This is a genomic window from Saccharopolyspora sp. ASAGF58, assembly GCF_012277335.1.
In the GTDB taxonomy this organism is placed as follows: Bacteria; Actinomycetota; Actinomycetes; order Mycobacteriales; family Pseudonocardiaceae; genus Saccharopolyspora; species Saccharopolyspora hattusasensis.
The window spans coordinates 5420170-5445877 of record NZ_CP040605.1 but is presented as its reverse complement, the minus strand read 5'-3'; the positions used below and the strand labels follow the sequence as shown (position 1 = coordinate 5445877).

Annotated in this window: 25 protein-coding genes and 1 pseudogene; 18 read left to right on the top strand and 8 right to left on the bottom strand. The window is 67.5% G+C overall.

Annotated features, from left to right (window positions below; all coding sequences use genetic code 11):
* Positions 1-335: 335 nt before the first annotated feature.
* The gene (locus FDZ84_RS25670) at positions 336-1100 is read left to right on the top strand and encodes a DeoR/GlpR family DNA-binding transcription regulator (RefSeq protein WP_168587960.1); all 765 of its coding nucleotides are present in this window, start codon (positions 336-338) and stop codon (positions 1098-1100) included.
* A gap of 642 nt (positions 1101-1742) precedes the next feature.
* The gene (locus FDZ84_RS38030; protein ID WP_210435825.1) at positions 1743-2066 is read left to right on the top strand and encodes a hypothetical protein; all 324 of its coding nucleotides are present in this window, start codon (positions 1743-1745) and stop codon (positions 2064-2066) included.
* A 262-nt stretch (positions 2067-2328) separates the two neighbouring features.
* Here FDZ84_RS38030 and FDZ84_RS25660 read toward each other — a convergent pair whose 3' ends face one another.
* Together FDZ84_RS25660 and FDZ84_RS25655 are read right to left on the bottom strand one after the other, a co-directional pair.
* Positions 2329-3942: an AbgT family transporter gene (locus tag FDZ84_RS25660; RefSeq protein WP_168587959.1), complete on the bottom strand. Its 1614-nt coding sequence runs from the start codon at positions 3940-3942 to the stop codon at positions 2329-2331.
* Between the two features lie 205 nt (positions 3943-4147).
* Entirely contained in the window at positions 4148-5398 is a 1251-nt protein-coding gene (locus tag FDZ84_RS25655) for a lyase family protein (RefSeq protein ID WP_168587958.1), read from the bottom strand.
* 295 nt (positions 5399-5693) lie between these two features.
* Between FDZ84_RS25655 and FDZ84_RS41015 the strand changes: the two are divergent.
* Positions 5694-5888: pseudogene (locus FDZ84_RS41015) on the top strand (GntR family transcriptional regulator); the annotation flags it as partial.
* Between the two features lie 15 nt (positions 5889-5903).
* A complete protein-coding gene (locus tag FDZ84_RS25650; RefSeq protein ID WP_246868418.1) occupies positions 5904-6347 on the top strand; it encodes an FCD domain-containing protein in 444 nt (147 codons plus the stop codon).
* Between the two features lie 255 nt (positions 6348-6602).
* Here the strand turns inward: FDZ84_RS25650 and FDZ84_RS25645 are convergent, their stop codons facing one another.
* Both FDZ84_RS25645 and FDZ84_RS40120 read right to left on the bottom strand, forming a co-directional pair.
* A complete protein-coding gene (locus FDZ84_RS25645) occupies positions 6603-7184 on the bottom strand; it encodes a hemerythrin domain-containing protein (protein WP_168587956.1) in 582 nt (193 codons plus the stop codon).
* A 335-nt stretch (positions 7185-7519) separates the two neighbouring features.
* The gene (locus FDZ84_RS40120; protein WP_168590343.1) at positions 7520-8005 is read right to left on the bottom strand and encodes an STAS domain-containing protein; all 486 of its coding nucleotides are present in this window, start codon (positions 8003-8005) and stop codon (positions 7520-7522) included.
* On the opposite strand from FDZ84_RS40120, the gene FDZ84_RS38025 reads away from it, so the two are divergent.
* The 4 genes from FDZ84_RS38025 to FDZ84_RS25625 all read left to right on the top strand — a co-directional run bounded on the left by FDZ84_RS38025 (position 7992) and on the right by FDZ84_RS25625 (position 9446).
* Positions 7992-8270: an ABC transporter permease subunit gene (locus FDZ84_RS38025; RefSeq protein WP_210435108.1), complete on the top strand. Its 279-nt coding sequence runs from the start codon at positions 7992-7994 to the stop codon at positions 8268-8270. The two genes, FDZ84_RS40120 and FDZ84_RS38025, sit on opposite strands and share 14 nt — an antisense overlap.
* A 10-nt stretch (positions 8271-8280) precedes the next feature.
* On the top strand, positions 8281-8415 hold the full coding sequence (locus FDZ84_RS40115; RefSeq protein WP_256413565.1) for a hypothetical protein: 135 nt from the start codon (positions 8281-8283) through the stop codon (positions 8413-8415).
* Positions 8416-8505: 90 nt separating this feature from the next.
* The gene (locus FDZ84_RS25630) at positions 8506-9141 is read left to right on the top strand and encodes an ATP-binding cassette domain-containing protein (protein ID WP_210435753.1); all 636 of its coding nucleotides are present in this window, start codon (positions 8506-8508) and stop codon (positions 9139-9141) included.
* Complete coding sequence (locus tag FDZ84_RS25625) at positions 9138-9446, top strand: hypothetical protein (RefSeq protein ID WP_168587955.1); 309 nt, start codon at positions 9138-9140, stop codon at positions 9444-9446. Before FDZ84_RS25630 ends, FDZ84_RS25625 begins: the two co-directional genes overlap by 4 nt.
* A gap of 299 nt (positions 9447-9745) precedes the next feature.
* On the opposite strand, the gene FDZ84_RS25620 is transcribed toward FDZ84_RS25625, so the two are convergent.
* From FDZ84_RS25620 to FDZ84_RS25610, 3 genes are read right to left on the bottom strand one after another with little or no spacing between them, the layout of a single operon-like run.
* On the bottom strand, positions 9746-10915 hold the full coding sequence (locus FDZ84_RS25620; RefSeq protein WP_210435107.1) for a M20 family metallopeptidase: 1170 nt from the start codon (positions 10913-10915) through the stop codon (positions 9746-9748).
* A complete protein-coding gene (locus tag FDZ84_RS25615) occupies positions 10908-12047 on the bottom strand; it encodes an amidohydrolase family protein (RefSeq protein WP_168587953.1) in 1140 nt (379 codons plus the stop codon). Before FDZ84_RS25615 ends, FDZ84_RS25620 begins: the two co-directional genes overlap by 8 nt.
* Positions 12037-13326, bottom strand: coding sequence for a glutamine synthetase family protein (locus tag FDZ84_RS25610; protein WP_168587952.1), 1290 nt, complete (start codon positions 13324-13326; stop codon positions 12037-12039). The genes FDZ84_RS25615 and FDZ84_RS25610 overlap by 11 nt, the downstream gene beginning before the upstream one ends.
* A 250-nt stretch (positions 13327-13576) precedes the next feature.
* Here FDZ84_RS25610 and mftD point away from each other — a divergent pair, with 250 nt between their 5' ends.
* The 8 genes from mftD (at position 13577) to FDZ84_RS25570 (ending at position 22509) form a co-directional block, all read left to right on the top strand.
* Positions 13577-14749, top strand: coding sequence for a pre-mycofactocin synthase MftD (gene mftD / locus FDZ84_RS25605; RefSeq protein WP_168587951.1), 1173 nt, complete (start codon positions 13577-13579; stop codon positions 14747-14749).
* A gap of 64 nt (positions 14750-14813) precedes the next feature.
* Positions 14814-16322 (top strand): GMC family oxidoreductase, encoded by a 1509-nt coding sequence (locus tag FDZ84_RS25600; RefSeq protein ID WP_168587950.1) that lies wholly within the window; start codon positions 14814-14816, stop codon positions 16320-16322.
* A complete protein-coding gene (locus FDZ84_RS25595) occupies positions 16303-17622 on the top strand; it encodes an aspartate aminotransferase family protein (RefSeq protein WP_168587949.1) in 1320 nt (439 codons plus the stop codon). The genes FDZ84_RS25600 and FDZ84_RS25595 overlap by 20 nt, the downstream gene beginning before the upstream one ends.
* Before the next feature lie 164 nt (positions 17623-17786).
* Complete coding sequence (locus tag FDZ84_RS25590) at positions 17787-19052, top strand: ABC transporter substrate-binding protein (protein WP_168587948.1); 1266 nt, start codon at positions 17787-17789, stop codon at positions 19050-19052.
* Positions 19049-19822, top strand: coding sequence for an ABC transporter ATP-binding protein (locus FDZ84_RS25585; RefSeq protein ID WP_168587947.1), 774 nt, complete (start codon positions 19049-19051; stop codon positions 19820-19822). The genes FDZ84_RS25590 and FDZ84_RS25585 overlap by 4 nt, the downstream gene beginning before the upstream one ends.
* Before the next feature lies 1 nt (position 19823).
* A complete protein-coding gene (locus tag FDZ84_RS25580) occupies positions 19824-20558 on the top strand; it encodes an ABC transporter ATP-binding protein (protein WP_168587946.1) in 735 nt (244 codons plus the stop codon).
* Positions 20555-21430 carry a branched-chain amino acid ABC transporter permease gene (locus FDZ84_RS25575; RefSeq protein WP_168587945.1) on the top strand — a complete coding sequence of 292 codons (876 nt, stop codon included), beginning with the start codon at positions 20555-20557 and terminating at the stop codon, positions 21428-21430. Before FDZ84_RS25580 ends, FDZ84_RS25575 begins: the two co-directional genes overlap by 4 nt.
* Positions 21427-22509, top strand: a complete 1083-nt coding sequence (locus FDZ84_RS25570; RefSeq protein ID WP_168587944.1) for a branched-chain amino acid ABC transporter permease — start codon at positions 21427-21429, stop codon at positions 22507-22509. The genes FDZ84_RS25575 and FDZ84_RS25570 overlap by 4 nt, the downstream gene beginning before the upstream one ends.
* 44 nt (positions 22510-22553) lie before the next feature.
* Here FDZ84_RS25570 and FDZ84_RS25565 read toward each other — a convergent pair whose 3' ends face one another.
* Positions 22554-23402, bottom strand: a complete 849-nt coding sequence (locus FDZ84_RS25565) for a MurR/RpiR family transcriptional regulator (RefSeq protein ID WP_168587943.1) — start codon at positions 23400-23402, stop codon at positions 22554-22556.
* A gap of 359 nt (positions 23403-23761) precedes the next feature.
* Between FDZ84_RS25565 and rocD the strand changes: the two genes are divergently transcribed.
* The gene (rocD, locus tag FDZ84_RS25560) at positions 23762-25009 is read left to right on the top strand and encodes an ornithine--oxo-acid transaminase (protein ID WP_371812678.1); all 1248 of its coding nucleotides are present in this window, start codon (positions 23762-23764) and stop codon (positions 25007-25009) included.
* 272 nt (positions 25010-25281) lie between these two features.
* A complete protein-coding gene (locus FDZ84_RS25555; protein ID WP_168587941.1) occupies positions 25282-25458 on the top strand; it encodes a hypothetical protein in 177 nt (58 codons plus the stop codon).
* Positions 25459-25708 lie beyond the last annotated feature (250 nt).

Sequence of the window (25708 nt, the reverse complement as noted above, 5' to 3'; positions counted from 1 at the left end):
CAGCGGGTGCTGCGCGGGTGCCTCCAGGAAAGGCTGGTCTCGGCAGCGGCCGCAGGTCGGCCTCCCCCACCGGCACCGGGGATGTCGGAGACCAAGGCCCTGCGGCCATGTCGTGTGGCGAACACTGTGGGCCTGTGGGTTTACGTGTGCTAAGTGGTGATTTTGTGCAAATTCGAGGATTCGCGAGGCCGGGTGTTCCGTTGCCCGGCTAGATCAGAGATCGCTGGACCAGCCGAGAGCCTGCATTGCGCGCGCTCGATCGAGAAGACCGCGACGCGCCGGTCTTCCAACGTGAGGCACACGCTCCACAGAAGTCCACAGCTACAATCCGATCTATGCTCGCCGCAGAACGCCATGCCCTGATCACCGAGATGGTGCGCAGCGCGCAGATCGTCAGCACGGACACGCTAGTGCGGGAACTGGCCGTCTCCGGGGAGACGATCCGGCGAGATCTCGTGGCGCTCGAGGAACGCGGGATCCTCACCCGCGTGCACGGCGGCGCGGCGAGCACCGAGCCGCCGATTTCACAGGAACCGCCCATCGAGCAGCGCCAACGCCTGGGCGCCGGGAACAAGAGCAAGATCGGTCGCGCAGCCGCCTCGCTCGTGCGGGACGGCCAGATCATCATGATCGACGTCGGAACGACCGCCGCCGCCGTGGCCCGGGCGCTCCCACCCGGACTGTCCGCCACTATCCTGACCAACTCGCTGGTCGTGGCCTCGGAACTGGCCGATCGCCCCGGACTCGACGTCCTGGTCTCGGGCGGCCGCGTGCGAGCCGGAGATCTCGCGCTGTCGAACGCAACCGCCGCCGGATTCTTCGCCGACACCTACCCGGACGTCGCCTTCCTCGGCTCGGGCGGCCTGCACCCCGAAGCCGGGCTCACCGACTACCACCTCGAGGAGATCGCGGTGCGCCGGACCGTGCTCGCCAACGCCCACCGCTCCTACGCCCTGGTCTCCAGCGAGAAGTTCGGCCGAATCGCCGGCCACCACGTCTGCCCACTCAACCAGCTCACCGGCGTCGTCGTCGACACCGAGCCCACCGGGGACCTGCGCGACGCGCTGGCCGACGCGGCCGTCGAAGTGATCATCTCCTGATCGCACTGCCAACGACCCCGCGTCGACCTACAGCGCCACAATCGCAGGCCAGCCTCCTCATAACTTTCACGCGAGGCGCCCGAAACAGCTCCCGTCGAACTGCGTCCGCTGTACGGTACGACCGGGCGGGGCGGAGATGAGGGCCTGCTCTTGTCAGATTGTGTGGACACGTGCACCAGGATCTCCGATCCCGCTCGCAGTCAGGAACCCCGCACTCACACGAGGTGTCTCACATCAGTCTGGCAAAGAGGGATGAGCCCACCCATGAAGACCTGCGCGAAGTACTCGACACCGAGGATCTCGGAGGCGATCTCCGCGCGCATCCGCTCCGCGTTGCCGGGCAGCCGGGCACCTGGCGGGCCCGGTCCTGGTGGTCGGTGTGCACTGGCTGCTCGCTGCGGGGTTGGGTGAGGGTGGCCATCGCGACCTGGTGCACCGCGTAGCGCTCCAGTTCGCCGCTTTCCAGCGGGTTCGCGTCGTAGCCGACCTTCAAGAGCTTGCACGGCCCGCACCCGGTTGGACGTGATCTGCCAATTTTCAGCTTCCGGATGCCGTTCGACCGGTGCCAGTTCGTCGTACTCAACTTGGCGGGAGATCACGGGCCGGCTGGACGAACCGGAAGTACGGCCACAGCGGATCACCGTGCTCGACCAGGAAGATCGCGGCCGCGTCGTCGGTGGGGTTGCGATTTCGCGAGAAATTTACCGTCACCCGGGTGAACGTCAATTTCTCACGAAATTGCGCTCCCTCCTAGTGACAATCCTGGCGCAGGGCGTGGATCAGGTGGTTTCCGCCGATGGACAGAGCGTCGCCGTCACCGGTCACCACCCACCGATCCGGGGAGACGTACCGATGACCGAGATGCTGATGTCTGACGTAGAGAAGGCGGAAGACCTGAAGCCTGCTGCTGGCGTGGCGGGCCCGTACGGGCCGAAAAAGCACCTGATCAACCGCGTGGTCGACTGAGCCAAGGTCGGCGGGTTGCAGCAAACCGGCCAGATGCGTTTTTCGGACCCTCGAGCAGGCAGTACATGCCCAGGTGCACGCTGCCAACGGCCCACCGCGTACCGAGTCGCCAGTGAAACCGCCACTCAAGGACTGCTGAGTAGCCACGAAGCAGGCCGACAGCGCACGGGAGTGGGCGGATCTACTGAAACGGGCCACAAAGTGTGCGATCTGCCGCTCACATACGCACTTACCGGTAGGGCGACAGCCGGCTCCCCTCTGCTCAGTAGAGGTAGCCCCCCGGCCCCAACGGGACACCGGTCAGGTACCAAATCACGAACAGCGCGCCCCAACACAGAAGGATGGCGAACGAAAGTGGTATAGCGAAGGACATCACAGTGCCAATTCCCGCATCCTTCTTATACCTCTGAACATAACCTAGAGCGAGCACGAAGTATGCGTTCATCGGCGTTACTGGCCCGGTCGCCGAGTCTCCGATCATAAACGCTGCAAGCGTCGCCTCAGGCCGGAGGTCGATGTACATCATCATCGGCACCAGAATCGGCGCAAGAATGGCCCACATTGCGGTACCACTGGAAATGACCATATTCAGAACGGCGATCGCGAAGATGATGACGACAAGAACAACCAGATGTGGGGCGTTTAGCTTCTTTAGGAGATCTGCACCCTCGACCGTGACCACCGAGCCGATTCCAGTCCAGTCGAAATAGGCCAGGAACTGTGAGGCGGCAAAAAATAGAACAAGCACCGGAGCGATAGGAATGATCCCGTCCGCCATAATTTTTGGAAGCGCTCCAAGCGAGGAGATACTTCCCGTTGCCCGGCCGTATACAAACCCCACAACGGCAAACAGCAGGCCGATGAAGACGGCGATGTTCACCACCACAACGGACTGCACGATGCTGCCGCCCTTGCCGAGCAGTGAAGAACCCGGAATCAGCAAGAGCGTCAATACCACCGCGACGTAGATCAGCGACGCTGCGCCGGCCCACCCAAGCCCACGTCGTTCCAACGTCGTGAGACGAACATCCGACTGGGTCAGCTCATCCTTAGTCTCGACGCGGGCAACCGTGCCGGTTGCGCTGCCGTTTCCCGCAGTCGCAACCGCCTCATCCGTCGACGGCCATTGACCGAACTCGGGTCGCTTCGCCAGAACGAGCTCGACCACCAGCGTGATGACGATCGACAAGAACAAGGACGCGACCGCAGCGTAGAAGTACGTCGCAACGGGGGTGACCACGACACTCGGATCGACGGTCTGCGCAGCTGCAGTTGTCAGCGAGGCCCGGATCGCTGCGGACGGTGTGACCAATGGGCTCGCATTGAACGCCGCAGAGACTGAAACGAATGCAACGAGTACCCCGAGTACAGGACTGCGTCCCACTGCACGGAAGGCTAGCGCCCCGAGCGGGATCATCACCATGTAAGCGGAATCGCCCATGACGTGCGAGATCATGGAGGCGAACGCGATCGCGAATGTCACCCACCGGCCCGGTAGGCGAATCACAGTGACCCTGAGAAGCGCTGTCATGAGGCCGCTCGCCTCCGCGACGCTCACGCCGAGGATCATTGCGACCACAAGTGGAACCGGAGGGAATTCAGCGAAGTTGTCTAGCGCAGACTCCGCAGCAAAACCGATCCCCTCAATCGATAATAGATTCTTGACCTCGACAATTTTACCGGAGTTCGGGAGCGTGACGGATACCCCGAGCAGCGCCAGTACGAAACTGACTACACCCAGGATCCCAGCCATGATCCAAAAGAGCCAGAACGGGTTCGGTAGCTTGTTTCCTACCCGCTCGATCGCGCTGATCACGCGAAATAGGAAGTTCATCCTGGTCTTGACGACGGCGCTGCGCCTTTGCAACTTTTTCATTTGATCAGGATTTCGTGAGGGAACCACAGCCGGGCGAACGTAGAGTTTCAGGCACGAACTGCGATTCGAGCTGCTTCAGCATGCGTGCTCCGCTGCCCCGGAAGGCCGCGAGCTACGACTGGTCCCCTGCTCGAAAGCAAGGTCATGGGTACAGCCCCTGCGAGCTGCACCCCAGAGAACGTGCGAATTGCAGTGGAAGAAGTTGCTATGCGGAGCGGCCGGCCACCGCATCGTAGCCGTCCTTCTCTGCCTGCTCGATCAAGGAATCGAACGGATGTGACGCCAGCTCGGCCAGCCGGGCCCGATTCCAGTGGAGGCTGTCAATGCATCGGTCGGCGAAGACAGGCACCACGGCGGCCAGCTCGTTGAGCGCCGGGGACAAGTTCGCGACGACAGATGGGCCGTTCGCGTTGAAGTCCGGCTCGCCGGCGGCGACCGCCATGCCCACGGCCACAGCAGCCGCGCGGATCGAGAAACTGGCCTGCCCCACCATGCTCGGCACGACTGGATTGACCTTGCCCGGCATGATCGACGACCCAGGCTGGAGCTTCGGCAGGATCACCTCTGAGAGACCCCCGTTCGGACCCGAGCTCAGAATTAGGAAGTCCTGGCTCTGCTTGAACAGGATGCCGGCGCAGCGGGCTGCGGTGTCAGCCAGCAGGGAGTATCCGTCAGCGTGCGCGTAAGCATCGACAGTGCTCGCGCTCGGCCGCAGCGGTAGGCCCGTGATCTCGGTCAAATGCTCCACGGCTAGGCGAGCGAAACCAGCCGGGGCGCCAACTCCAGTCCCGAGGGCGGTCCCGCCGAGCTGGACAGCGTGCAATGTCTGTGCCGCGACGTCGAACTGGTCCGCGAATCGCTCTGCCGCCACAGCGTGGGCCTGGTGGGTCTCCGACACCGGGACGAGCACCGCGTCCTGCCAGCCGGTGCGCCCCAAACGCTGCACTCCTTCGTGCTGCTCTGCTTGACGTCGGTAACTGCGAGCAAGTTTCCGCAGGACAGATGCGACCTCGATGGCCTGTCGCACGAGAAGCACCTTTGTGGCGGTCGGGTAGACGTCGTTCGTGGATTGGGAGCGATTCACGTGGTCGTTTGGATGAACCGTTAGCCGCACGTCGGGCGGAAGCAGCTGAGATGCCCGCGAGGCCAGTACTTCGTTGACATTCATGTTGGTCGAGGTGCCTCCGCCGGTGGCGACCACTCGCAACGGAAACTGATCCAGCAAGTCGCCGCGGGCGACCTCGCCCGCCGCCTCGGCGATGACCTCGGCGCGAACCGCGTCCAGCACACCCAGGTCGCGGTTCGCGCGGACCGCAGCCAGCTTTACATCGGCGAACGCACGGAGGAATTCCGGCAGATCGCGCAGACGAAGCCCGGTGTGCGGCGAATTCTGCAGGGCTAACGAGGTCACCGGACCCCAGAGCGGGGTGTTGGCTACGTCGGTCGAGTCACTCACGTTGTGCCTTTCGACTGGTTAGCGGGGCAGCAGGCGGTCCGCCGGCGCGAGTGCGCCAGCGGGCGAACACCCGGCTGCACAACTTGTGCGATCCGGACGGCTTCATCAGCAAGCCCGAGACACGCCCATGACCATAAGCGCAGGAAACCTAGTTGTCTAGTTACTAGGCAAGCGCCGTCCTCGATGACTGCCAGCTGCCCTACCCGCGGCGCACAGGGCCTCGAGGGTCGACACCAGCACGATCGGCGAGGAGTAGCACAGGCTAACTAGGGAACTAGGCTAGTATTGCTGAGTGATGCGACCGGCAACGAAACTGAAGCAGACGAGCTTGGTAGACCAGGCCGTCGAGCAGCTTCGTAGTGAGATCATCAATGGCTCGTTGGCTCCTGGTAGCCCACTTGCCGAGGGGCGAATCAGCGAGACACTGGGCCTCGCTAGACCTACCGTCCGCGAGGTCCTACTGCGACTGCAGAGCGAAGGCCTGGTCCAACGACAGGGGCGGGGCTTGCCGCACGCGGTCACCCGCATCGACCGTGAACAGCTGGTCGACATCTACACCGCTCGGTTTCATCTTGAGTCGGCCGGTGCGCGCTCGTTCGATACTGCCGCGCAGCCTGACCGCCAGCTGCTCGATCGAAGTCTCGAGGAACTGCAGTCAGCGCTCGCTTCGGCTGACCGAGCTACCCAGATTCGACTCGATGCCCAGTGCCATTCCGCAGTTGTGGGTTTGACCGGATCTCGAAGACTGATCACTATGCATAAGCAGCTGCTGACCGAAGCTCGGCTTGCCGCCATCACGGCGGGTCTAATTGATCACGAGGTGGCCGTAGCCAGCCACCGGGAATTCGTCGAAATGCTTCGGGCGGGACAAACGGAAGCCGCCTGCATGCAGCTGGAGAAACGATTGATTGTCGCGCGGGAGCGACTCCTGCAGAAACTCCCAGCTTGAGCTCCACAGAACCCGAGCCGCGTGGCAGCATTCTCCCATGCCCCACTGGCATGGACCACACACTTACATTAGCGAGCTGGCGTTTTAGCAGCGGGTTCAGGGTGCGCGCCACTACCAAGCGGCGGGCATAACACGTGAATGGCTGGTTCGCGGTGCGCACCCAACCCTCATCTCGGGCAGCCGATAATCACAGCCAGGACCCGTGAGCGTTTTCAGGTGCTATTGCGCCCAGAAACACTCACGGGTCCTTGGCCCTCATCTGCCACCGGATCCGATCGCATCCTTAACGCGGTCGACCATCGCTGCGAAGGGGCCGGTGAGCATCTGGGCAGTTGGAGACCCCGCGGCAGTGGGGTGGGGGTGGGTCGGGGCCATCTTCTCGACCGTTTGCAGCCGACTACCCATACCGTTGAGCTGATCTTGCTGGCAGCCATGGCGCACGGCGGGAAATTCCTCCCGCTCCTCGTGCTCGGCATGATCAATCACCGAACGTTCGAAATCCGCGAGCTTGGCGTCGAAGTCGATGCTGTTGACGTCCATCTTCTCCAGTTCGGCGAGTACGTGGTTGGCTTCCTCTTCCTCGTGGTTTCGCGCTTCGACTTCGGCCTCGCCGGCCGTCTTCTTGGCGATAGGCCGTAGGACCAATTCCTCGGCGGTCTCATGGACGGCCAGCAAAGCCCTCAGCTCGTCGAACCGGTTCTGCTTCTGCTCGCCCTGTGCGTTCTTGACCTCAGCGAAGAGGTCACGGATGCGTGCGTGCTGCTCCAGGAGAACGCGAACCACGTCCCCATCCGGAAGCCTCGCGGCTTCCTGGCGTTCAGTTTGTGCAGTGCTCACGGTGCCGCCCTCCGGTTTGCTCGGTTTGCTTGGTCGGCTGTATTCGGGTAACCGGCGCGAGACGGGAGCAAACGCAAGAGGATTGCGTGGAGGCGACTGGAGGCAATCACTTTCAGGCGGCGAAGTGCGGGAGGTACGGCGGGTCACAGGGGAACGAACGCCGCCACCGTGCGTCCAGCCCGCCGTGCACAGCGGCGGGGTCGCGGAAGCGAGGGACGGCCCGCTGGGTGCCGAGGCGGCGACCCGCGCCGCCCTGCAGCGTCCTAAGCGAACGCTGCTACGCGTGTCTGCGGTCGCGCCGCATGCGAGCCCGGCTCATCGGCAGGGCGTGATGCTCAGCCGGCGGCGTACAGGTCACGCACGCGTCCAGTCACTGTGGCCAGCGCCCGCTCCAGCGTGGCATAGCACCGGAACGCCTCGGTCAGCTCTGCGGCGATCAGCGCCCGCTGCAGGCAGTGGGCACTCGTTACCAGCCGCAGGTCCACACCGCGGCTGTCGGCCTGCCGGTGGGCGTGCAGCAGCAGCTCCAGCCCCGCTACACCGATGAAGTTCAGCCCGGAGAGGTCCAGCACGACCGTGTCGACCATCGAGGACAACCGGGCCGCTAGCAGTTCATGAAGGCGGGCGGCGGTTCGGCAGTCTAGGTCGCCGCCCCCAGGCTCCGCTCGGGTCTGGCTCTGCCAGTGCTCGCGCGCCGCCCGACGAGCACGTCCGCGTGGTGATACAGGCCGGCGGGGGGACCTGCATGAGCAGCGATGCCCGGTCGGGGATGACGTTCGACGCCTGCCCGCCCTCGGTGACGATGGCGTGTACCCGGGAATCCGGCTTCAACTGCTGGCGGAGCAGGCCGAGGGCGTTGAGCGCGAGCGTGGCCGCGTCAAGGGCGTTGATGTGGTCCGCAACGCCGACTTCGCCCGCCATTCGGTGATGTACGGATGGCGGCGGATCGACGTAGTGCTCCGGCACATCCTGCCCAACGTGCTACGCACCATCCCCGTGCTGGCGACGCTCGACATGGGTCTGTCCATCATGGCCTCCTCCGGCCTCAGCTTCCTAGGCCTCGGGCCAAAAGCACCGATCCCCTGAGTGGGGCGTCATGCTCGCCGAGAGCCGCGACGTCCTGCTCACCTGGTGGGCCGGCGTTTTCCCGGGACTGACGCTCACCCTGGCCGTCATCGCGGTCACCGTCATCGGGTGCCACGCACAGCGCCGAATGGGAGGCATGTCGTGAGCACAGCCGGAGGATCACCGCGGCCGACGACGTCTCGTTCACGGTCCACGCGGGCGAGATCGTCGGGCTGGTCGGCGAGTCAGCCTCGTCCTGGGCCTGACCCGACTCGACGGCGGCGAGATCCGCCTGTCCGGAAGGCCGTGGACGGCCCTGCGCGAGCGGGACCGGCGCCCGGCCCGGCCCAGGGTGCAGCTGATCTCGCAAGACCCGCTGAGCTCGTTCGACCCGCGCTACAGCGTCGGCCGGATCGTCCGGGAGAGCCTGGCCGGTAGCGGACTGGGCACCGCGGCCCAGCAGGAACGGGTCGTGCAGGTGCTCCGCCAGGTCGGCCTGGGTGCGGAGTATCTGGACCGCTACCCGCGCACGATGTCGGGTGGGCAACGGCAGCGGGTCGCGATCGCGCGGGCGCTCGCCCCGGAGCCGGACATCATCATCTGCGACGAGCCGGTCTCGGCGCTCGACGTGTCGATCCAGGCTCAGGTCCTGGACCTGCTGTCGGAGGTCCGGGCCCGGCTCGGGACCTCGCTTCTGTTCATCTCCCACGACATCGGCGTCGTTCACCATCTCTGCGACCGCGTGCTGGTCATCAAGGACGGCCGGATCGTCGAGCAGGGACCCGTTGAGGAGGTCTTCTTGGAACCCGAACACTGGTACACCCGGCAGCTCATGGCCGCCGTCCCGCGCATCGGGACGTTGCTCGGCGAACCCACGGAGCAACACGGATGAGCGCGCCGGCGACGGCTTCTGGAACGGCTCGCGTACTCGTCATCGTGTGGGACGGGATGCGGCCCGACCTCGTCACGATCGAGCACTGCCCCCGGCTGTGGCAGTTCGCCCAGGACGGTGCTTCGTTCACCCGGGCCCGGAGCGTCTATCCGGGGCGGGTCCTCTGGGAGGCGCTGGCGAGCCTGCGGCCGGGGCCGGCCGCGGGCGAGGTCACCACCCGCGTCGTCGCGCGCCTGGACAGCGGCACCGTCCACGTCGAGACATTTGACGGCGGCACCTACCTGCACGTAGCCCCGGCTGAATGAGCCCGAGCCGGACGACCAGGCTGGCGCAGGTTCGGTCTGTTCGACGAAGGAAGGCGGCTGCCTGACCACCCGATCCGGCAATGCGCCGAAGTTCCGCAACCCGGTTGGGGCCCTGGGGTTCAGAACCCCAGGGCCCCAACCGATCAGTCATTCGCGTCTTCGTCCGGGGTCGCCGGTTCGCGCAACGGGCGTGGCCCGCCGGCCAGTTCCGGGGGCAGTCCCAGGCCGGTTTTGAGATCGCGGTAGTGCGGACTTCCGAGTGATCAGATTAATCAGGAAGGTATCCAGCCTGTCGGGGATCATCGCAGCGGGCTCTCTTCCCGCAACAGGTCGGCGGCACCGAGGTAACCCGCGAGCATGGCTCGTGCTGTCAGGTGGAGGTCGGAATCGGAGGGCAGGAAAGCCGAGGAATGCAGCGGTTCGTCGGTCTCGGACCCGACGAACATCATCACCGCCGGCATGACTTCGGAGAAGTAGGAGAAGTCGTCGGCGCCGAGTGAGCGCAGGGTGGTCGACAGCGCGATGCTCTGGTCGCCGAGGTGGCGGGCCACAGCGTCGACCAATCGCGGGTCGTTGTGTAGGACGGGTTCACCGTGGGTGATCTTCACCTCGACCCCGCAGGAGTGCGCCCGGGCGACGTTCTCCGCGACCGCCTGCACCCTCTTGCGCAGCAGCTCACGGGTCTCGGCGTTCATCGCGCGGATGGTTCCCGTGGCCCGTGCGAGGCCGGGGATGACGTTCGCGGCCGTGCCGGAGGAGATGGACGAGACCCCCACGACGGCCGCCGCCATGGGGTCCACCGAGCGGCTGACGATACTTTGCAGGGCGACCACGATCTGGGCAAGGGCGAGCAGGGGATCCGCGGTGAGGTGCGGGTAGGCGGCGTGCCCGGAGGTGCCGTGGACCTGGATCTCGAACTCGTCGGAGGAGGCGTTGACGCTTCCGGGGACACAGGCTACGACCCCGGCCGGCAGCGCGGGCTGCAGGTGCGCGCCGATCATGGCCGCGCATCCTTCCGCCTGGAGGGCACCGTCCTCGACGATGTCGCGGGCGCCGGAGGGGTAGGTCTCCTCTCGGGGCTGGAGCACCGCGAGCAGCGGCGTGGGCAATCGCAGCTCCTCGATGGTCCGTGCGACGGCGACGAGTGCGGCCAGGTGGACGTCGTGGCCGCAGGCGTGGGCGGTCCCGGCGCGCTCGGACGCCCATTCGACCCCGGAGGTCTCGGTGACCGGGAGCGCGTCCATCTCGCCACGGATCCCGACCGCGGGGCCGTCGCCGCCTATGCGCACGATCGCGCCGGTGTCGGCGACTTTGGTGACCGAGGCTGCGGGCGGCAGCGCGGCGAGGACCCGGTCTCGGGTGCCGATCTCTGTTCCGGACAGTTCCGGTTCCCGGTGCAGGCAGCGGCGCAGCTGTTCGGCCTCGTGGATGTGTCGGTCGAGCACCTCCCACAGGTCTGGATCAGTCACGACCGGCTCCGTAGACACGTTCCGCATTCTCCTTGCCGATCATGGTGGCGACTCGCAGCGCGTCACGGCTGGACCACTCGCCCTCCTCGACCCACGCCGAGAGCGTGCGGTGGAGGCCGCGCCGCCAGAGCACCGAGCCGAGGTGGTGCAGCTCGGCGGGACCCCAGGCGTCGGAGGAGTAGAAGATCTTGCCGAACGGCGCAAGTTCGAGGGACTCCGCGACGACGCGGGAGGACGCTGCCCCGGTGTAGTTGACCGCGAGGCCGACGTCGAAGTACACGTGCGGGAATACCTGTGCCAGATAGCCGGCGTGGCGGTGGTACGGATAGCAGTGCAACAGGACGATCGCTACGCCTCGCGGTTCGACCGCTCGCAGCCAGGACGTGAGCAGCAGTGGGTCGCAACGGTGCAGGTCGAGGTCGGGGTCGCCGTAGCCGGCGTGCATCTGCAGCGGGAGGCCGAGTTCGAGACCCTCCCAGAGCAGGAACCGCAGCAGCACGGGATCGGTGACGCGAGGGAACGCCCCGGCGTCGATCTCGCGCAGCCACCGGCCCGCGGCCTGCTGGACCTCGGCCTCGCTCGGGCGGGCCGGGTCGACGTCGAATCCGTACCGGTAGGCGAGCACCGACTTGAGGCCGACCGCGTGCGTGGTCGCGGTGGTCAGGGCCTGCCGGAACAGATCCGGCAGCTCCTGCGCCGACGCGCCCAGGGCCACGGTCTCCAGCACCGTCTCGAGGCGGACGATCTCCTCGACCCGGCCGGGCGCGCGCACGGTGAACTCGTCAAGGGTCAGCAGATCGCTGCCCTGGTAGCCGGTGTCGACGAGCCATCGGTCGACTCCCGCCGCTGCGAGCAGACGGTCATCGAGCTCGGCCGCGGACAGTGCCCGGCGGGCGTCGAGGTAGTCCTCCATGGCGCAGTGGGGCTCCAGCCCGAGCAGCGGGGCACAGTGCCGGCGCACGGCGATCCCGATCTGGGAGTCCAGGTGGCTGGTGCCCGGCGCGGCCGGCCGGGCCGACTCGGTGAGCAGCTGGGCGAACTGCGGGGCCGTGGGCTGATCGCGCAGGCTGGCGTGGACGTGGTGGTCAACGAGGCGCAGCTCGCCGATCGCGGACTCGAGCTCAGTGGGCATTGGCGACCCTCGCGCAGCGCTCGCGGTCGGACAGCCCGGCCACCTCGTCGAGCTCGGCGCGCTTGACCGCGAGGTGGGTGGCGAGCAGGTCGGGATGGAACCAGTTGCTGACGATCTTGTCGGCCTCGAGCTCGGCGAGCGCTTCTTCGAGGCTGCGGGGCAGAGCGGGGACCTCGGCGAGTTCGGTCTCGGTCACGGCCTCCGGCCAGACGTGCACCGGTGCGTAGGACTCGCCGAGGCCCTGCAGCCCGGCGCGGACGAGCACACCGAGGACCAGCCAGGGGTTGGCGGTGGCGTCGGCGGCGCGGAACTCCAGGTTGTACTGGGAGGTGGGGTCAGCGGCGCCGACGGTGCTGGTCGGGCAGATCCGCAGGAGTGCCTCCCGGTTGCGCTCGGCCAGGAACACCCCGCCGACGCTCCAACGGCACGGCATCAGCCGCAGGTAGGACGTGGGCGACGGCGCGGTGAACGCGAGCAGGGCCCGCGCGTGGGCGAGAACGCCGGCGGCGAAGCGCTGGCCGAGGTCCGACAGCCCTCCGGGGCCTGAGGGGTCGTGGAGGACGAGACGGCCCTCGGCGTCGCGCAGCGAGAGGTGCACGTGCACACCGTTCCCGCTGCCGGCCGGGTCGAGCAGCGGGGCGAAGCTCACGCGCTGCCCGTGGCGGCGGGCGAGGTCGCGAACCAGCTCCTTGAGCAGCACCGCGCGGTCCGCGGCGAGCAACGCGTCGGTCGGCTCCAGGGTGATCTCGAACTGGCCCGCTCCGTACTCCGGCAACCAGTTCTCCGGTTGCAGGCCCATGGTGTCCAGCAGACTCACCAGCTCCGACCCGAAGGGCTCGGCATTGCGGTGGCGAGCGAACGAGAACGGCCGCTCGTCGACGAGGTCGGACGCCATGAACTCGTGCTCGAACGAGGCCTGCACGACCAGCCCGGTGCGCTCCCGCAGCTCGGCCAGGGCGTTGCGGGCGAAGGTGCGTGGACAGCACGGCCAGGGAGATCCGTCGAGCAGGACCTGGTCGGCGAGCAGCAGGCTGACGCCCGGGTCGTCGTCGGTGCCCGGGATGTCGACCCGCGTGGCCGGGTCGGGCATCAGCCGCAGGTCACCGGTGGACCCGAAGACGTTGGGCGCGATCGTCCCGAACGAGCTCAGCGCCAGGTTGGCCGGAACCCAGCCCACGCCGCGGCGCAGCACCCGGTCGAGGGCGTCGCTGGGAACACTGCGCCCGCGTACCTGGCCCGCGAGATCGGCGGTCGCAACGAAAACGGTCGGTGAGTGCATGGTCCACCTTCTCAGTCCTGCGGGTGTGTGCGGAGGTGTCGCGGTCAGCTCAGCCCGGGCACGCTCGCTGCGATTGTTATAGACGTTACAACACTTGGTCAACAGTGCCAACTTGAAATCACGCTTCCGGGAACGCCCGGGCCGATCACTTGACATGTGCGTTACAAGAAATTGTTAGTCAAGCCTTGTCGTAAGAAGAATTTCAGCCTACGGTTGTGCCTCACACCACAGCGAAGGAGCCGTGTTCAGCATGATCCGCTTCCGTAACCTCGCTGAGGCAGAGCGCGTCGCGAAGCGGCGGCTGCCCCGAGCGATCTGGCTCGCCGTCAAGGCCGGCAACGAGCAGGGATGGACCCTGGATGAGAACGTGCGCGCCTTCAGCGAGCTCGGCTTCTCCCCCACGGTCTTCGACCGTCCGACGAACTTCGACCTGAGTGCCCGGGTCCTCGGCATCGACGTCGAGTTCCCGGTGCTCGTCTCGCCGGTGGGCGCCCAGGCGATCCACCCCGACGGCGAGGTCGGCGTCGCTCGGGCGGCCGCCCGAGCGGGGACCGCGATCGGCCTGAGCTCCTGGTCCTCGGACTCGGTCGCCGACGTCGCACGCGCCAATGACAGCACCATCTTCCAGCTTTACTGGGTTGGGTCCCGGCCGGAGATCGAGGCTCGCGTCGAGGCCGCCCGCGCCGCCGGTGCCAAGGCGTTGATCGTGACCCTGGACTGGTCGTTCACCCCGCGACGCGACTGGGGTGTGCCGCCCGCGCCGCCGAGCGATCGCAGCATCTCCACGCTGGCACGGCTGGCACCCCATGCGCTCTCCCGTCCGGGATGGCTCATGGGCTATCTGCGACGTGGCCGGATCCCGGAGCTGCGGGTCCCCAACCTCGTCACGCTGGACGGTCGCGTGCCGTACTTCGGCAAGGCTTGGGCCGACTTCGAGGCGACCCCGCCTCCGACGTGGGACGACGTCAAGTGGCTGCGCGATCTGTGGGGTGGCCCCTTCATGGTCAAGGGCATCAGCACCGTGCGCGACGCCAAGCTCTGCGTCGACCTCGGTGCGGATGCGATCTCGCTGTCCAACCACGGCGGCAACAACATTGACGGCACCCCCTCGCCGCTGCGTCAGCTGCCCTACCTGGTCGATGCCGTCGGAGACCAGGTCGACGTCATGGTCGACGGCGGCATCCGCCGAGGCTCGGACGTGGTGAAGGCCGTCGCGCTCGGAGCCAAGGCTGTGTTCATCGGCCGGGCCTTCCTCTACGGCCTGGCCGCCGGCGGCGAGGAGGGCGTCTACCAGGTCCTGCAGGTCCTCCGGAACGGGATCCGGGAAACGATGTACGGCATCGGGCGCGGCAGCCTCTCCGAGCTCTCCCGCGACGACCTGCTGCTGCTCAACCCCCACTTCTTCGTCCCACCGACGCGCTGACCAACCCGCGGATGCAGAGCAAACGCACAGCCGTCCAGACGCACCGACCAGACAGGAGATTGCCGTGAGCCGGATAGTGGTCATCGGCGCCGGGAGTGCCGGATCCGTGGTCGCCGCCCGCCTGAGCGAGGACCCTGACCACGAGGTCGTACTCGTCGAGGCCGGGCCCGACCATTCGGGCTCCGCCATCGCACGCGCGCTGGCGTCGGTGAACTGGATCGACGCCATGGGCGCCACGGCGGCGTTCGATCCGGAGCTACAGGCGACCCGCCTGGCCAACGACCTCCCGCGCAACTACCACCGTGGTCGCGGGATCGGGGGGTCCGGCTCGGTGAATGCCATGCTGGCCCTGCCCGGGCTCCCGCGGGACTACGACCGGTGGGCGCGCGTCTACGGACTCACCGACTGGAGCTGGGCGCAGGTGGAACCCACCTTCGTGGACCTCAAGCGGGAGCTGCTGCGCTCGCCCCTGCCGGAGTACACCCCGATCGACCGGGCACTGGCCGCCTCCGCGGCCGCGCTCGACCTCCCGCGGGAGGTCGACACTTACTCCTCCCCGGCCGACGGATCCGGTGGCCTGTGGCGCAATGCGGATCGGGCCGGCAGGCGCTCCTCCCGGGAGCTCTACCTGGACCCCTGCCGCGACCGGCCGAACCTGGAGGTGCGCACCACCGCCAAGGCGGACCGCCTGCTGCGCCGCGGCGAGGACGTGCACGGTGTCGTCCTCGTCGACGGCACGGTGATCGATGCCGACGAGGTCGTCCTGTGCGCCGGGGCGATCGAGACGCCGGCGATCCTGCTGCGCAGCGAGTGCGACCGGCCCGGTGTCGGGCGCGGCCTGCAGGACCACCCCGCCGCGTCGATCAAGCTGGCCCTGCGCCCCCAGTACCAGGATGTGAACCTCGGCCTGCCGTGCATCAACGCCGTGCTGCGGCTCTCGTCATCCTACGGCGAGGGAGACATCCACATCCTGCCGATGCACGGGGCCCTGACCGAGTCCGCACCGGCGCACCACGGCGTCCTTATGGCCGCGGTGATGGCGGTCCGTTCCCGGGGCCAGGTCACGCTCAACCCCGACCGCCCCACGGGGCCCCCGGTCGTCACGGAGCGCATGCTGACCGACGAGCGGGACCGATCGGTCATGCGCGAGGCCGTCGGCCACGTCCGGCGACTGCTGCAGACCCCGGCGTTCACCGAGATCGTCGAGGCCGCGTTCATCGACGACGCCGGCACCCCGGTCTCCGCCCTGGACGACCCGCAGGTCTACGAGAAATGGCTGTCCGCGTCGGTCGGTGACTACTTCCACGTCGTGGGCACCGCCCGCATGGGCACCCGGGACGACCCCGATGCGGTCGTCGACGAACGCGGTCGCGTCTACGGGCTGCGCCACGTGCGGGTCATCGACTGCTCGGTCATGCCCGAGGTCCCCAGCGCGAACACCCACCTGCCCGTCGTCATGGTCGCCGAACGACTCAGCGCGGCCCTGCGTGCCGACCTACTAACGTCGGCTGCCGACCAGCTTGCCCACCCCCGTTCCAAGCAAGGAGAGCTCCGTGCCCACATCGCCCAGTGACGCCGCCCAGCGAGTCGAGGCCTCCGCGACCTGGGACCGCGCTCGTGCCGTCGTGCCCCGGGGGGTCTCCTCTGGGCACCGCGTCGGCTGGGCGCAGGCGTTCGTCCGCAGCTCCGGCGCCTACGTCTGGGACGACGAGGACCGCCGCTACGTCGACTTCCTCAACGCCTGGGGCCCGATCGTCCTCGGCCACTGTGACGACCGGGTCAACCGCGCGGTCTACGAGGCGGCAAGCACCTGCGACCTGACGGGCGTCGGCCCCCAGCCTGGTGAGGCTCAGCTGGCCGAGACCATCTGTCAGGTCATGCCCTCCGCCGAGAAGGTCGTCTTCTGCACCTCCGGCACCGACGCCACCATGCACGCGGTCCACCTCTCCCGCGCAGCGACTGGTCGGCTCAAGATCCTTAAGTTCCACGGGTCCTACCACGGCTGGAACGATCACGTCGCGGTCGGCAGCTCGCGGAAGGACCTGACCACCGCCACCCGGCTGAACACACCCAACGGCGGAGGCCTGCACCCGGCCGTCGTCGACGACGTCGTGGTCGTGGAGTGGAACGACGAGGCCGGGCTCCGCGCCGCCTTCGACCAGTTCGGCGACCAGCTCGCCGCAGCGTTCGCCGAGGGCTACGTACACAGCTTCGGCTGCGTGCCCGCCGCCCCCGGGTTCCTGGAGCTGCTGCGGACCCTGTGCACCCGCAACGGCGTGGTCATGGTCCTCGACGAGGTCAAGACCGGGTTCCGGGTCGCGATCGGCGGCTACCAGTCCGTGTGCGGGGTCGTCCCCGACCTCACCGCATTCGGCAAGGCCGTCGCCAACGGCTACTCCCTCGCCGGCCTCGCCGGCACCGACGCCCTCATGAGCCACCTGGGCGCCTACAGCAAGAACGAGGCAACCATCGACGGCACCTACAACGCCTCGCCCTACGCCCTCGCCGCCGCGAACAAGACCCTCGCGATCATGCAGACCGAGGACGTGTTCGGCGCCCTCTACGCCCGCGGTGAGCAGATGCGCAGCGGGATCCAGAAGGCGATCGACAGCCTGGGCGTCCCGGCCACCGTCGCCGGCCTCGGCTCGGAGTGGTGCGTCTACTTCCGCCCCGAGTTGCCGGTGAACTTCCGTCAGGCGATGGAGTCCGACGCCGACATGTACGCCAAGTACCACAGCTCGCTGCTCGCCCAGGGCGTGCTCGAGCCCGCCTTCCCGACCGGCGACCGCCGACTCAACGCGGCCACCACCGAGGCCGACGTCGACTTCGCGCTCGAATGCGTCCACAACGCGCTCACCGCAGCCATCTCCTGACCACCGCTACCCACTCACCGGCACCCGGCGGAGCACTACCCGGCATTACCCAGAACTACCGGCAGTACCGCGCACTACAAGCGCAAACCAGCAGTCCGCGGCGTGCGACGACGGCCACAGTTGCGCACGGCACCCAAAACCCTCACTGAGCCTAGGTAGGACACATGCTCTCTTCAGCGCGCCCAAAATCGGCCAAGAGGACCGCTCTCGCGGCGTTCTCACTCGCGGCCGTGCTCGCCGCCGCGGGCTGCACCGGCACCGACCCCGCAGGCGGTTCCGGTGATTCCGGCGACTCCGACACCGTGACCATCGGATTCGCGCTCAGCCAGAGCGGCCCGATGGCGCCCTTCGACGTCGAGCCGGGCAACGCCGCGCTGATGCGTGTCGCGCAGCTCAACGCCCAGGGCGGCATCGGCGGCCGCCAGATCAAGGCCATCGTCAAGGACGTCCGGTCAGACCCCGACACGGTCGGCACGGTCGCCACAGAACTGGTGTCCGAGGGCGTGAACCTCCTGGTCACCCCGTGCGACTTCGACCTGAGCGCACCCGGGGCCTCGGTCGCCCAGGCCGCCTCCATCCCGGCGATCTCGATCTGTGCCGGCGACCCGAAGATGGCCGACAGAAAGACCCTCGGCGACTACATCTTCTCCGGCAACACCGGTAGCGACGTCGAGGGCGCCACCGGTGCCGCCTGGGCGATCCAGCGCGGCTGGAAGTCCGCCTACGTCATCCAGGACGAGAGCATCGAGTACACCAAGTCGGCCGGGAAGTACTTCCGCGCCGAGTTCGAGAAGCAGGGCGGCACCATCGTCGGCGAGGACGCCTTCCCCGGCGGCGACAACGTCGACATCAGCAGCCAGGCCAACCGGCTGCGCAACCTCTCCCCCAAGCCCGACTTCGTCTACGTGGCCAGCTGGAACCCGGGCGGCGCGACCGCAATCCGCCAGCTGCGAGACGCGGGCGTGACGGCACCGATCGTCGGCCCGGCCGCGCTGGACGGCCAGGTCCTGCTCGGAATCGTGGGCAACCGGGCCAGCGACATCTACTACACGGCCTTCGCCTGCTACTCCTACTGCAGCGGCTCCGGGCGCAACGGCCTGGACTCCTTCGTCTCCGACTACGAGAAGCAGTACGGCGCCAAGCCGGCCTCGAGCTACGCGCTGCTTGGCTACAACCTGATCTCGGCGGTCGGTTCGTCGCTCGAAGGGGTCGGGCCGGGCTCCGGCGAGCAGATCAAGGCCGCGCTCGAGAACAGCAAGCCCGTCACGACGCCCATCGGCGACGTCAGGTACTTCTCCCCGACCTGCCACAAGATCACCAACATGCCGCTGACGGTGATCGGGGTCGAGCAGGGCAGCATGAAGTTCGTTGGTCAGCAGCGCGTCGACGCCATCCCCAACGTCGGCGACGGCAACTCCTGCGCGTCATGAACAGCCCGACCGCACCGGCCGCCGCACCGGCCACGGAAACCCCCACCACTCAGTCGCAGCTCCAGATGGTCGACGGCGGCATCCACTTCGACGGTGTGAAGGCCGTGGACGGTGTCTCGATCACGGTCCGCTCGGGTGAGGTCCTGGGGCTCATCGGTCCCAACGGCTCGGGGAAGACAAGCACGCTGAACCTGCTCTGCGGGATGCTGCGGGCCACCAGCGGTTCGATCCATCTCGACGACCGCGATGTCACCCGGATGTCCATGCGGCACCGGGCCCGGCTCGGGATCGTGCGGACCTTCCAGAGCGGCCGGGTCTTCGCCCGGCTCAGCGTCGCGGAGAACATCGAGGCGGCCGCCCTCGGCGGGCGTCTGCGCCGCAGCGCAGCCCGCAAGCTGCGCGACGAGATCATCGACGAGCTCGGACTCGGGGCCGTCGCGGCGGCCCCGGCGTCGAGCCTGCCCGCCGGGCAGATCAGGACCGCCGCGATCGCCCGCGCTCTGGCGACCCGTCCGCGGTTCCTGCTGCTCGACGAACCGGCCGCGGGGCAGAACGAGGCCGAGGCCGTCGATCTGATCAACACGATCCGCGGGTTCGCCCGCCGTCGGTCCTGCGGTGTCCTGCTCGTCGAGCACGACATGGCGGTCGTGATGGGGACCTGCGATCGGCTGCATGTGCTCGACAGCGGTCGCACGGTCGTCGAGGGCAAACCGCCGGCGGTCCGCAAGGACCCACAGGTGATCGAAATCTACTTCGGGAAGCGATACTGACATGGTCCTGCACATCGACGACGTGTCGGTCCAGTACGGCGCGGCCGTGCGCGCGGTCCAGGGATGCACGCTCGAGGTCGGGGAGGGGCAACTCGTCTCGGTCATCGGCCAGAACGGCGCCGGGAAGAGCACCCTGCTCAAAGCCGTCATGGGCCTGATCCCGCTGGCCGGCGGAAGCATCAGGGTCGACGACGTCCAGGTCGGATCCCGGGCGTTCTCACCGGTACGCAGCCAGCTGTCCTACGTACCCGAGCGCGGCGGAGTGTTCGCGAACCTGTCCGTAGGCGAGAACCTGCGTCTCGGTGGGGTCGCCTGCAAGGACAAGGCCGCCGTCGCCGCCCGCATCGAGCGGGAGCTCGAACGCTTCCCCGTGCTGCGCAAGTACTGGGGCCGCGGGGCGAGCCTGCTCTCCGGCGGCGAGCAGCAGCAACTCGCGATCGCCCGCGCCCTGATCCTCGATCCCCGCCTGCTGTTGCTCGACGAGCCCACCCTGGGCCTGGCGCCGATCATCATCGATCTGATCTTCGATGTGATCGCCGGCCTCCGGGCCGAGGGCACGACGATCCTGCTGGTCGAGCAGAACGCCATGCGCGCGCTCGAGGTCAGCGACCGCGCCTACGTCCTGCAGGCGCCGGGCAAGGTGCTCGGTGCCGGGACCGCGGCCGAACTCCAAGACATCCCTGCCGTGGTCGACTACCTCGGCTTCGCACCCTCCGAAGCAGGTGCTTCGCAGTGATCCTCGAATTCGTCGTCTCCGCGATCGGCCTGGGCGCCCTCTACGCGCTGCTCACCATCGGTGTGGCGCTGCTGTTCGGCGTCCTGGGCCTGTTGAACTTCGCCTACGGCGAGATCGTCATGGCCGGCGGCTTTGCCCTCTACCTGTTCCGCGACCAGCCCTGGGCGCTCGCCGTCGGTGCCGCCCTGGTGCTCGCCGTCATCGTCGCCGTCGTCTGCGAGGTGCTGGCCTTCCGCCCGCTGCGTGACGCCGACCCGATCACCCTGATGATCGCCTCCTTCGCCGTCAGCCTCGCGATCCAGAGCCTGGCCCGCATGACCGTACTCCCGCGCGCCCAGGGCGTGGCCCCGGAGCCGTTCCTGGGACAGCGCTTCCAGCTCCTCGGCGCCGACATCAGCGTCCTGGAGATCGGCACCCTCGTGCTCTGCGGGCTCATCCTCGGTGCCGTCGCCTTGCTGATGACCCGCACAAGCCTGGGCATCCAGCTGCGCGCCGCAGCCGAGAACTTCGAGATGGCCTCCGTGCTCGGCGTGCGGGCGAACCTCGTCATCCCTGGCGCCTTCGCGATCGTCGGGCTCCTGGCCGCCGCCGGATCGGTCGTGCTCGTCGCACGCCAAGGCGCGGTGTCCGCCGAGATGGGCCTGCAGCCGATGCTCATCGGCGTGGTCGGGGCGGTACTCGGTGGGCTGCGCAGCCTGAAGGGCGCGGCACTGGGCGGGTTCATCCTCGGCGTGGCCACGACGCTGCTCGAGACGGTGCTCCCGACCGGGCTGATCGCCTTCCGCGACGCCGTCCTCTTCTCGGCCCTGATCGCCGTCCTGGTCATCAGGCCCCAGGGCCTGCTCAGCAGCGCGAAGGTGCGTGTCTCATGAGGAACAAGTTCGACTGGCTCCAGACCCCCGCTCTGCTCGTGGGACTGTGTGTCCTCTGCGCGCTGGTCGGGGCCTTCAGCGGTGGCGCGCTCGGCCGCGTAGTCACCATGACACTGATCTCGGTCGTGTTCGTCGCCGGGCTTTCGGTCTTCACCGGCAACTCCGGGGTGATGTCGTTCGGGCACGTGGCGTTCATGGCCGTCGGCGCCTACGCCACCGCTTACCTGACCATCCCGGTAGCGCTGAAGAACACCCTGTTCCCGCACCTGCCCGCGCCCCTGGCGTGGCTGGGCGAGGTCCACGCCCCGTTTCCGGAGGCGCTCGTGATCTCCGGCCTGGCGGCTGGACTGCTCGGGTTGCTCACCTCACCGATCGTCGCGCGACTGAGCGGCCTGCAGTCCGGCATCGCCACCCTGGCGGTGCTGGTGATCGTCTACAACGTGCTGAACAGCTGGACCGACGTGACCCGCGGCTCCTCCAGCATGATCGGGATCCCCAAGGTCACCACGGTCTGGACCGCACTGGCCGTCGTCGCGGTCACAATCGTCGTGGCCTGGGCCTACCGGTGCTCACGCAGCGGACTGCAGCTCAAGGCCTCCCGTGACGACTTCTGGGCGGCCGAAGCGGCGGGGATCTCCGTCGGGCGCCACCGAGCGATCGCCTGGGTCCTCAGCGCGATCCTCTGCGGGATCTCCGGTTCGCTATACGCATCGTTCCTGGCCACGTTCAACGTGAGCGGGTTCTTCCTCTCCACGACCTTCGCCTTTGTGGTGATGGTGGTGCTCGGCGGCTACCTCTCCCTCAGCGGTGCCGTGATCGGGGCGATCGGCGTGAGCGCCCTGCAGGAGCTGCTGCGGCGCCTGCAGGACGGTGGGCTGACCGGGGGCGTGGCGCTCCCGGCGGGCACCGCCGACCTGCTGCTCGCGGCGGTCCTGCTGGTCATCCTGATCAAGGCGCCCTACGGGGTGATGAACGTGCGCGAGCTCCGACTCCCCCGCCCCCGCGGGAAGGGAAGCGACAAGCCTCGCCAGGCCGACCAGACCGATCCGGTGCGGTTGACAAGCGGCGCCACGCAATGACAGACCGGGCGTCGCCGGTCAGAGAGGCCGGATCGAGGAGAGCACTACTCGGTGTTCTCCTCGATCTGTTGGAGCCTTTCCACGCCCTTCGCACCCCGGCGCTCGGCGACTGCGGCGATGACGCTCTCCGTCACCGCGGTCGCCGCGACCAGCGAGTCGAACGGTGAGGCGGAGTCGACACGCACGGGCAGCACGACCTTGGCGACCTTCGCGATGGGCGAGAGCCAGTTGTCGGTCATCAGGCACACCGTCACTCCCCTGTCCGCCATCTGCTGGGAGAAGCGCAGGTTGAGGTCGGTGTAGCGGCGGTAGTCGAAGACGACGAACACGGTGCTGCTGGTCGCCTCCACCACCGTGCTCCGTCGGTCGATCTCGTCGTTGCTCACCATCGCTACGCCCGACCGGATCAGGCGCAGGTGCACGACCAGATACTCCGCCAGCAGCCGGCTGAACCGGCCGCCCGCGACCCGGATCTCTCGACCCGGGTCGCTGAGCAGGCCCACCAGACGACCGAACTCCGACTCCGGCAGGTCGGCGTAGCTGGACGAGAGCATCTCGGCGAAGGACCTGAGCGTCTCGGGCAGCACGCCTTCCTCCGACGTGCGCTTCGCCGCGATCTGCTTGAGTGGGGACCCGAGCTCGCCGTTCAACTCGTGTACGAGCGCGCGCTGGAAGGGGGGAAAGCCGGAAAACCCCAGCCGGGTCACGAACCGCACGACGGTCGGAGAGCTGACCCCGCCCCTTTCGGCCAGATCGGCGACCGTCGTCAGACCGGCGGTCGGATAGTTGGCCAGCAGCGCTCGGGCAACCTTTCGCTCGCTATTGCTGAAGTCATCGAGCTTGTCCATCGCCAGAGCGCGGACCGAGGCGAACCCGCCCGGGATCTCAGTCATGATGACAAATTATCAGCCACACGGCCTCCCTGAAACAGAAATTACAGATCCGGTGCCATCTTGCCGATAGCCGTGCTTTCAAGCCGGAACGAAAGGCTGCCGCCCCACGACCGCCCCGGTGGGCTTGTCGTTGACATCGAAGTTTCCGGCGGTCAAACGCATACGGTGGCTGACGCGGTCGCGGGCGGCCTCGACCGCGGCCTCCGCGTCCGCCGTTTCGGCCGGTGGATGGTGCCCTGCAGCAGTTGGTGGCCCGGGAGGCGTCCATCGTGGTCCCTGCCAGGTTTCGCGCAGGAGACCAACCCGAAACACAGATTACAGATTCGGTGGTATTGACTTCAACTGAAACAAACTGTTCTATGGTCGGTATGGCCTCCGCTGACCTTGGGACGCTCACCGCCTCCGACCGCCACACCGCCCAGACCGAGCGCTACGCGGCGCACAACTACCACCCGCTCCCCGTAGTGCTGGCCCACGGGGAAGGGGCCTGGGTGACCGATGTCGAGGGCCGGCGGTACCTCGACTGCCTCGCCGGGTACTCGGCGCTGAACTTCGGCCACCTGCACCCGCGGCTCGTCGCCCGCGCACACGAGCAGCTCGGACGACTCACCCTGACCAGCCGCGCCTTCTACAACGACCGCCTCGGCCCGTTCTCCCAGGCACTCGCCGAGCTCACCGGCAAGGACATGGTCCTGCCGATGAACTCCGGCGCGGAGGCCGTCGAGACCGCGATCAAGGTCGCCCGCAAGTGGGGCTACCGCGTCAAGAGCGTCGATCCCGACAGCGCGACCATCGTGACGATGCACGGCAACTTCCACGGGCGCACGACCACGATCGTCAGCTTCTCCGACGACGACGTCGCGACCGCGGACTACGGACCGTTCACGCCCGGGTTCGTCAGCGTCCCTTACGGCGACCTCGATGCGCTGCGGGAGGCGATCAACCCGTCGGTCGTCGCCGTCCTCTTCGAGCCCGTCCAGGGCGAGGGTGGTGTCATCCTGCCGCCCGAGGGCTTCCTGCAGGGGCTGCGAAAGCTCTGCACCGAGCAGCGGGTACTGATGGTGGCCGACGAGATCCAGGCGGGGCTCGCGCGAACCGGTCGCACCTTCGCCTGCGACCACGTCGACGTGGTCCCCGACATCTACATCCTCGGCAAGGCCCTCGGCGGTGGCCTGTACCCGGTCTCGGCGGTGGCCGCCGACGAGGAGATTCTCGGAGTCGTCACCCCCGGCAGCCACGGCTCGACCTTCGGTGGCAATCCCCTCGCCGCGGCGGTCGGGCTCGAGGTCGTCGAACTGCTGCGCACCGGGAAGTACCAGGAGCGAGCCCGACGGATCGGCGCGCGGCTGGCCGAGCGGCTCGACGGCCTCATCGGGCACGGCCTGGTCAGCGCCCGCGTGCATGGAGCGTGGGCCGGCATCGACATCGACCCGGAGCTGATGACCGGCCGGCAGGTCTGCGAGGGGCTTCTCGAGCAGGGAGTGCTCGCGAAGGACACCCACGGATCGACCGTGCGGTTCGCGCCTCCCCTTGTCGCGACCGACGAGGACATCGACCTGCTCGTCGACGCGCTGGCGAAGGTGCTCCAGTCCACCGGCGCCGTATAGGCCTGCCTCGGAATTCAGCGGGTCCAAGGACCTCGCCGCAGCCACCCAGGCCTCTGTCCCGGACACGGGCCTGGGCTGGCCGACTGCCAAGAACGTCCGCTTGCTGGGCCAAGATTCTGGATCCGTCGGCGATCAACGTCAGCTCAAGCAACCGCGGCGGAGCTTGAGAACTACTGGTGGAAGGTACTTACTTCCAACCATGCGATATTCCTTACCGGAGACGAGGACCTGACCGATGCTGGCATTGCGTCGTCACTAGGAGCTGGCCAGGGGTGTCGGACGAGGAGCTGGCCAGGGCCGGATCCGCCGCTCAGGAGGCTGAGTTGTGGCATCGCGGCCTGCAGCGTGCTCGTGACGCTACGGACAAGTGGCAGCGCCTCGGCGACGACCTTCACGCCGAAGCGGAGGCGCTTTACCGCACCATGTCTGTCGGGGTCGCGATTTTCTGAGTCGGCTTCCCTGCCCTGCACACCGAAGATTACTTGGCGATGTCCCGCCATTGAGCCCCGTAGACGCTGACTCGGGAAGCAGACCACCAGCGTTCGTCCAAGATTACGAGTGGTCGTTATACGTACCCAACCATGATCACCGAATGCGGGAGTGACCCAAAATTGGACCTCCGTTGACAGGACGCCGATTAGACTTAATATAATTTAGCGTTTCGGGCCCGGTGGGGGCACATCGTGACACAAGTACAGG

Excerpts from the sequence above, each read along its gene's own strand:
- FDZ84_RS25670 (WP_168587960.1), top strand. The coding sequence starts at position 336 with ATGCTCGCCGCAGAACGCCATGCCCTGATCACCGAGATGGTGCGCAGC.
- FDZ84_RS25660 (WP_168587959.1), bottom strand. The coding sequence starts at position 3,942 with ATGAAAAAGTTGCAAAGGCGCAGCGCCGTCGTCAAGACCAGGATGAAC.
- FDZ84_RS40115 (WP_256413565.1), top strand. The coding sequence starts at position 8,281 with ATGCTCGCCGAGAGCCGCGACGTCCTGCTCACCTGGTGGGCCGGCGTT.
- FDZ84_RS25625 (WP_168587955.1), top strand. The coding sequence starts at position 9,138 with ATGAGCGCGCCGGCGACGGCTTCTGGAACGGCTCGCGTACTCGTCATC.
- FDZ84_RS25615 (WP_168587953.1), bottom strand. The coding sequence starts at position 12,047 with ATGCCCACTGAGCTCGAGTCCGCGATCGGCGAGCTGCGCCTCGTTGAC.
- FDZ84_RS25610 (WP_168587952.1), bottom strand. The coding sequence starts at position 13,326 with ATGCACTCACCGACCGTTTTCGTTGCGACCGCCGATCTCGCGGGCCAG.
- mftD (WP_168587951.1), top strand. The coding sequence starts at position 13,577 with ATGATCCGCTTCCGTAACCTCGCTGAGGCAGAGCGCGTCGCGAAGCGG.
- FDZ84_RS25590 (WP_168587948.1), top strand. The coding sequence starts at position 17,787 with ATGCTCTCTTCAGCGCGCCCAAAATCGGCCAAGAGGACCGCTCTCGCG.
- FDZ84_RS25585 (WP_168587947.1), top strand. The coding sequence starts at position 19,049 with ATGAACAGCCCGACCGCACCGGCCGCCGCACCGGCCACGGAAACCCCC.
- FDZ84_RS25580 (WP_168587946.1), top strand. The coding sequence starts at position 19,824 with ATGGTCCTGCACATCGACGACGTGTCGGTCCAGTACGGCGCGGCCGTG.
- FDZ84_RS25570 (WP_168587944.1), top strand. The coding sequence starts at position 21,427 with ATGAGGAACAAGTTCGACTGGCTCCAGACCCCCGCTCTGCTCGTGGGA.
- FDZ84_RS25565 (WP_168587943.1), bottom strand. The coding sequence starts at position 23,402 with ATGACTGAGATCCCGGGCGGGTTCGCCTCGGTCCGCGCTCTGGCGATG.
- rocD (WP_371812678.1), top strand. The coding sequence starts at position 23,762 with ATGGTCGGTATGGCCTCCGCTGACCTTGGGACGCTCACCGCCTCCGAC.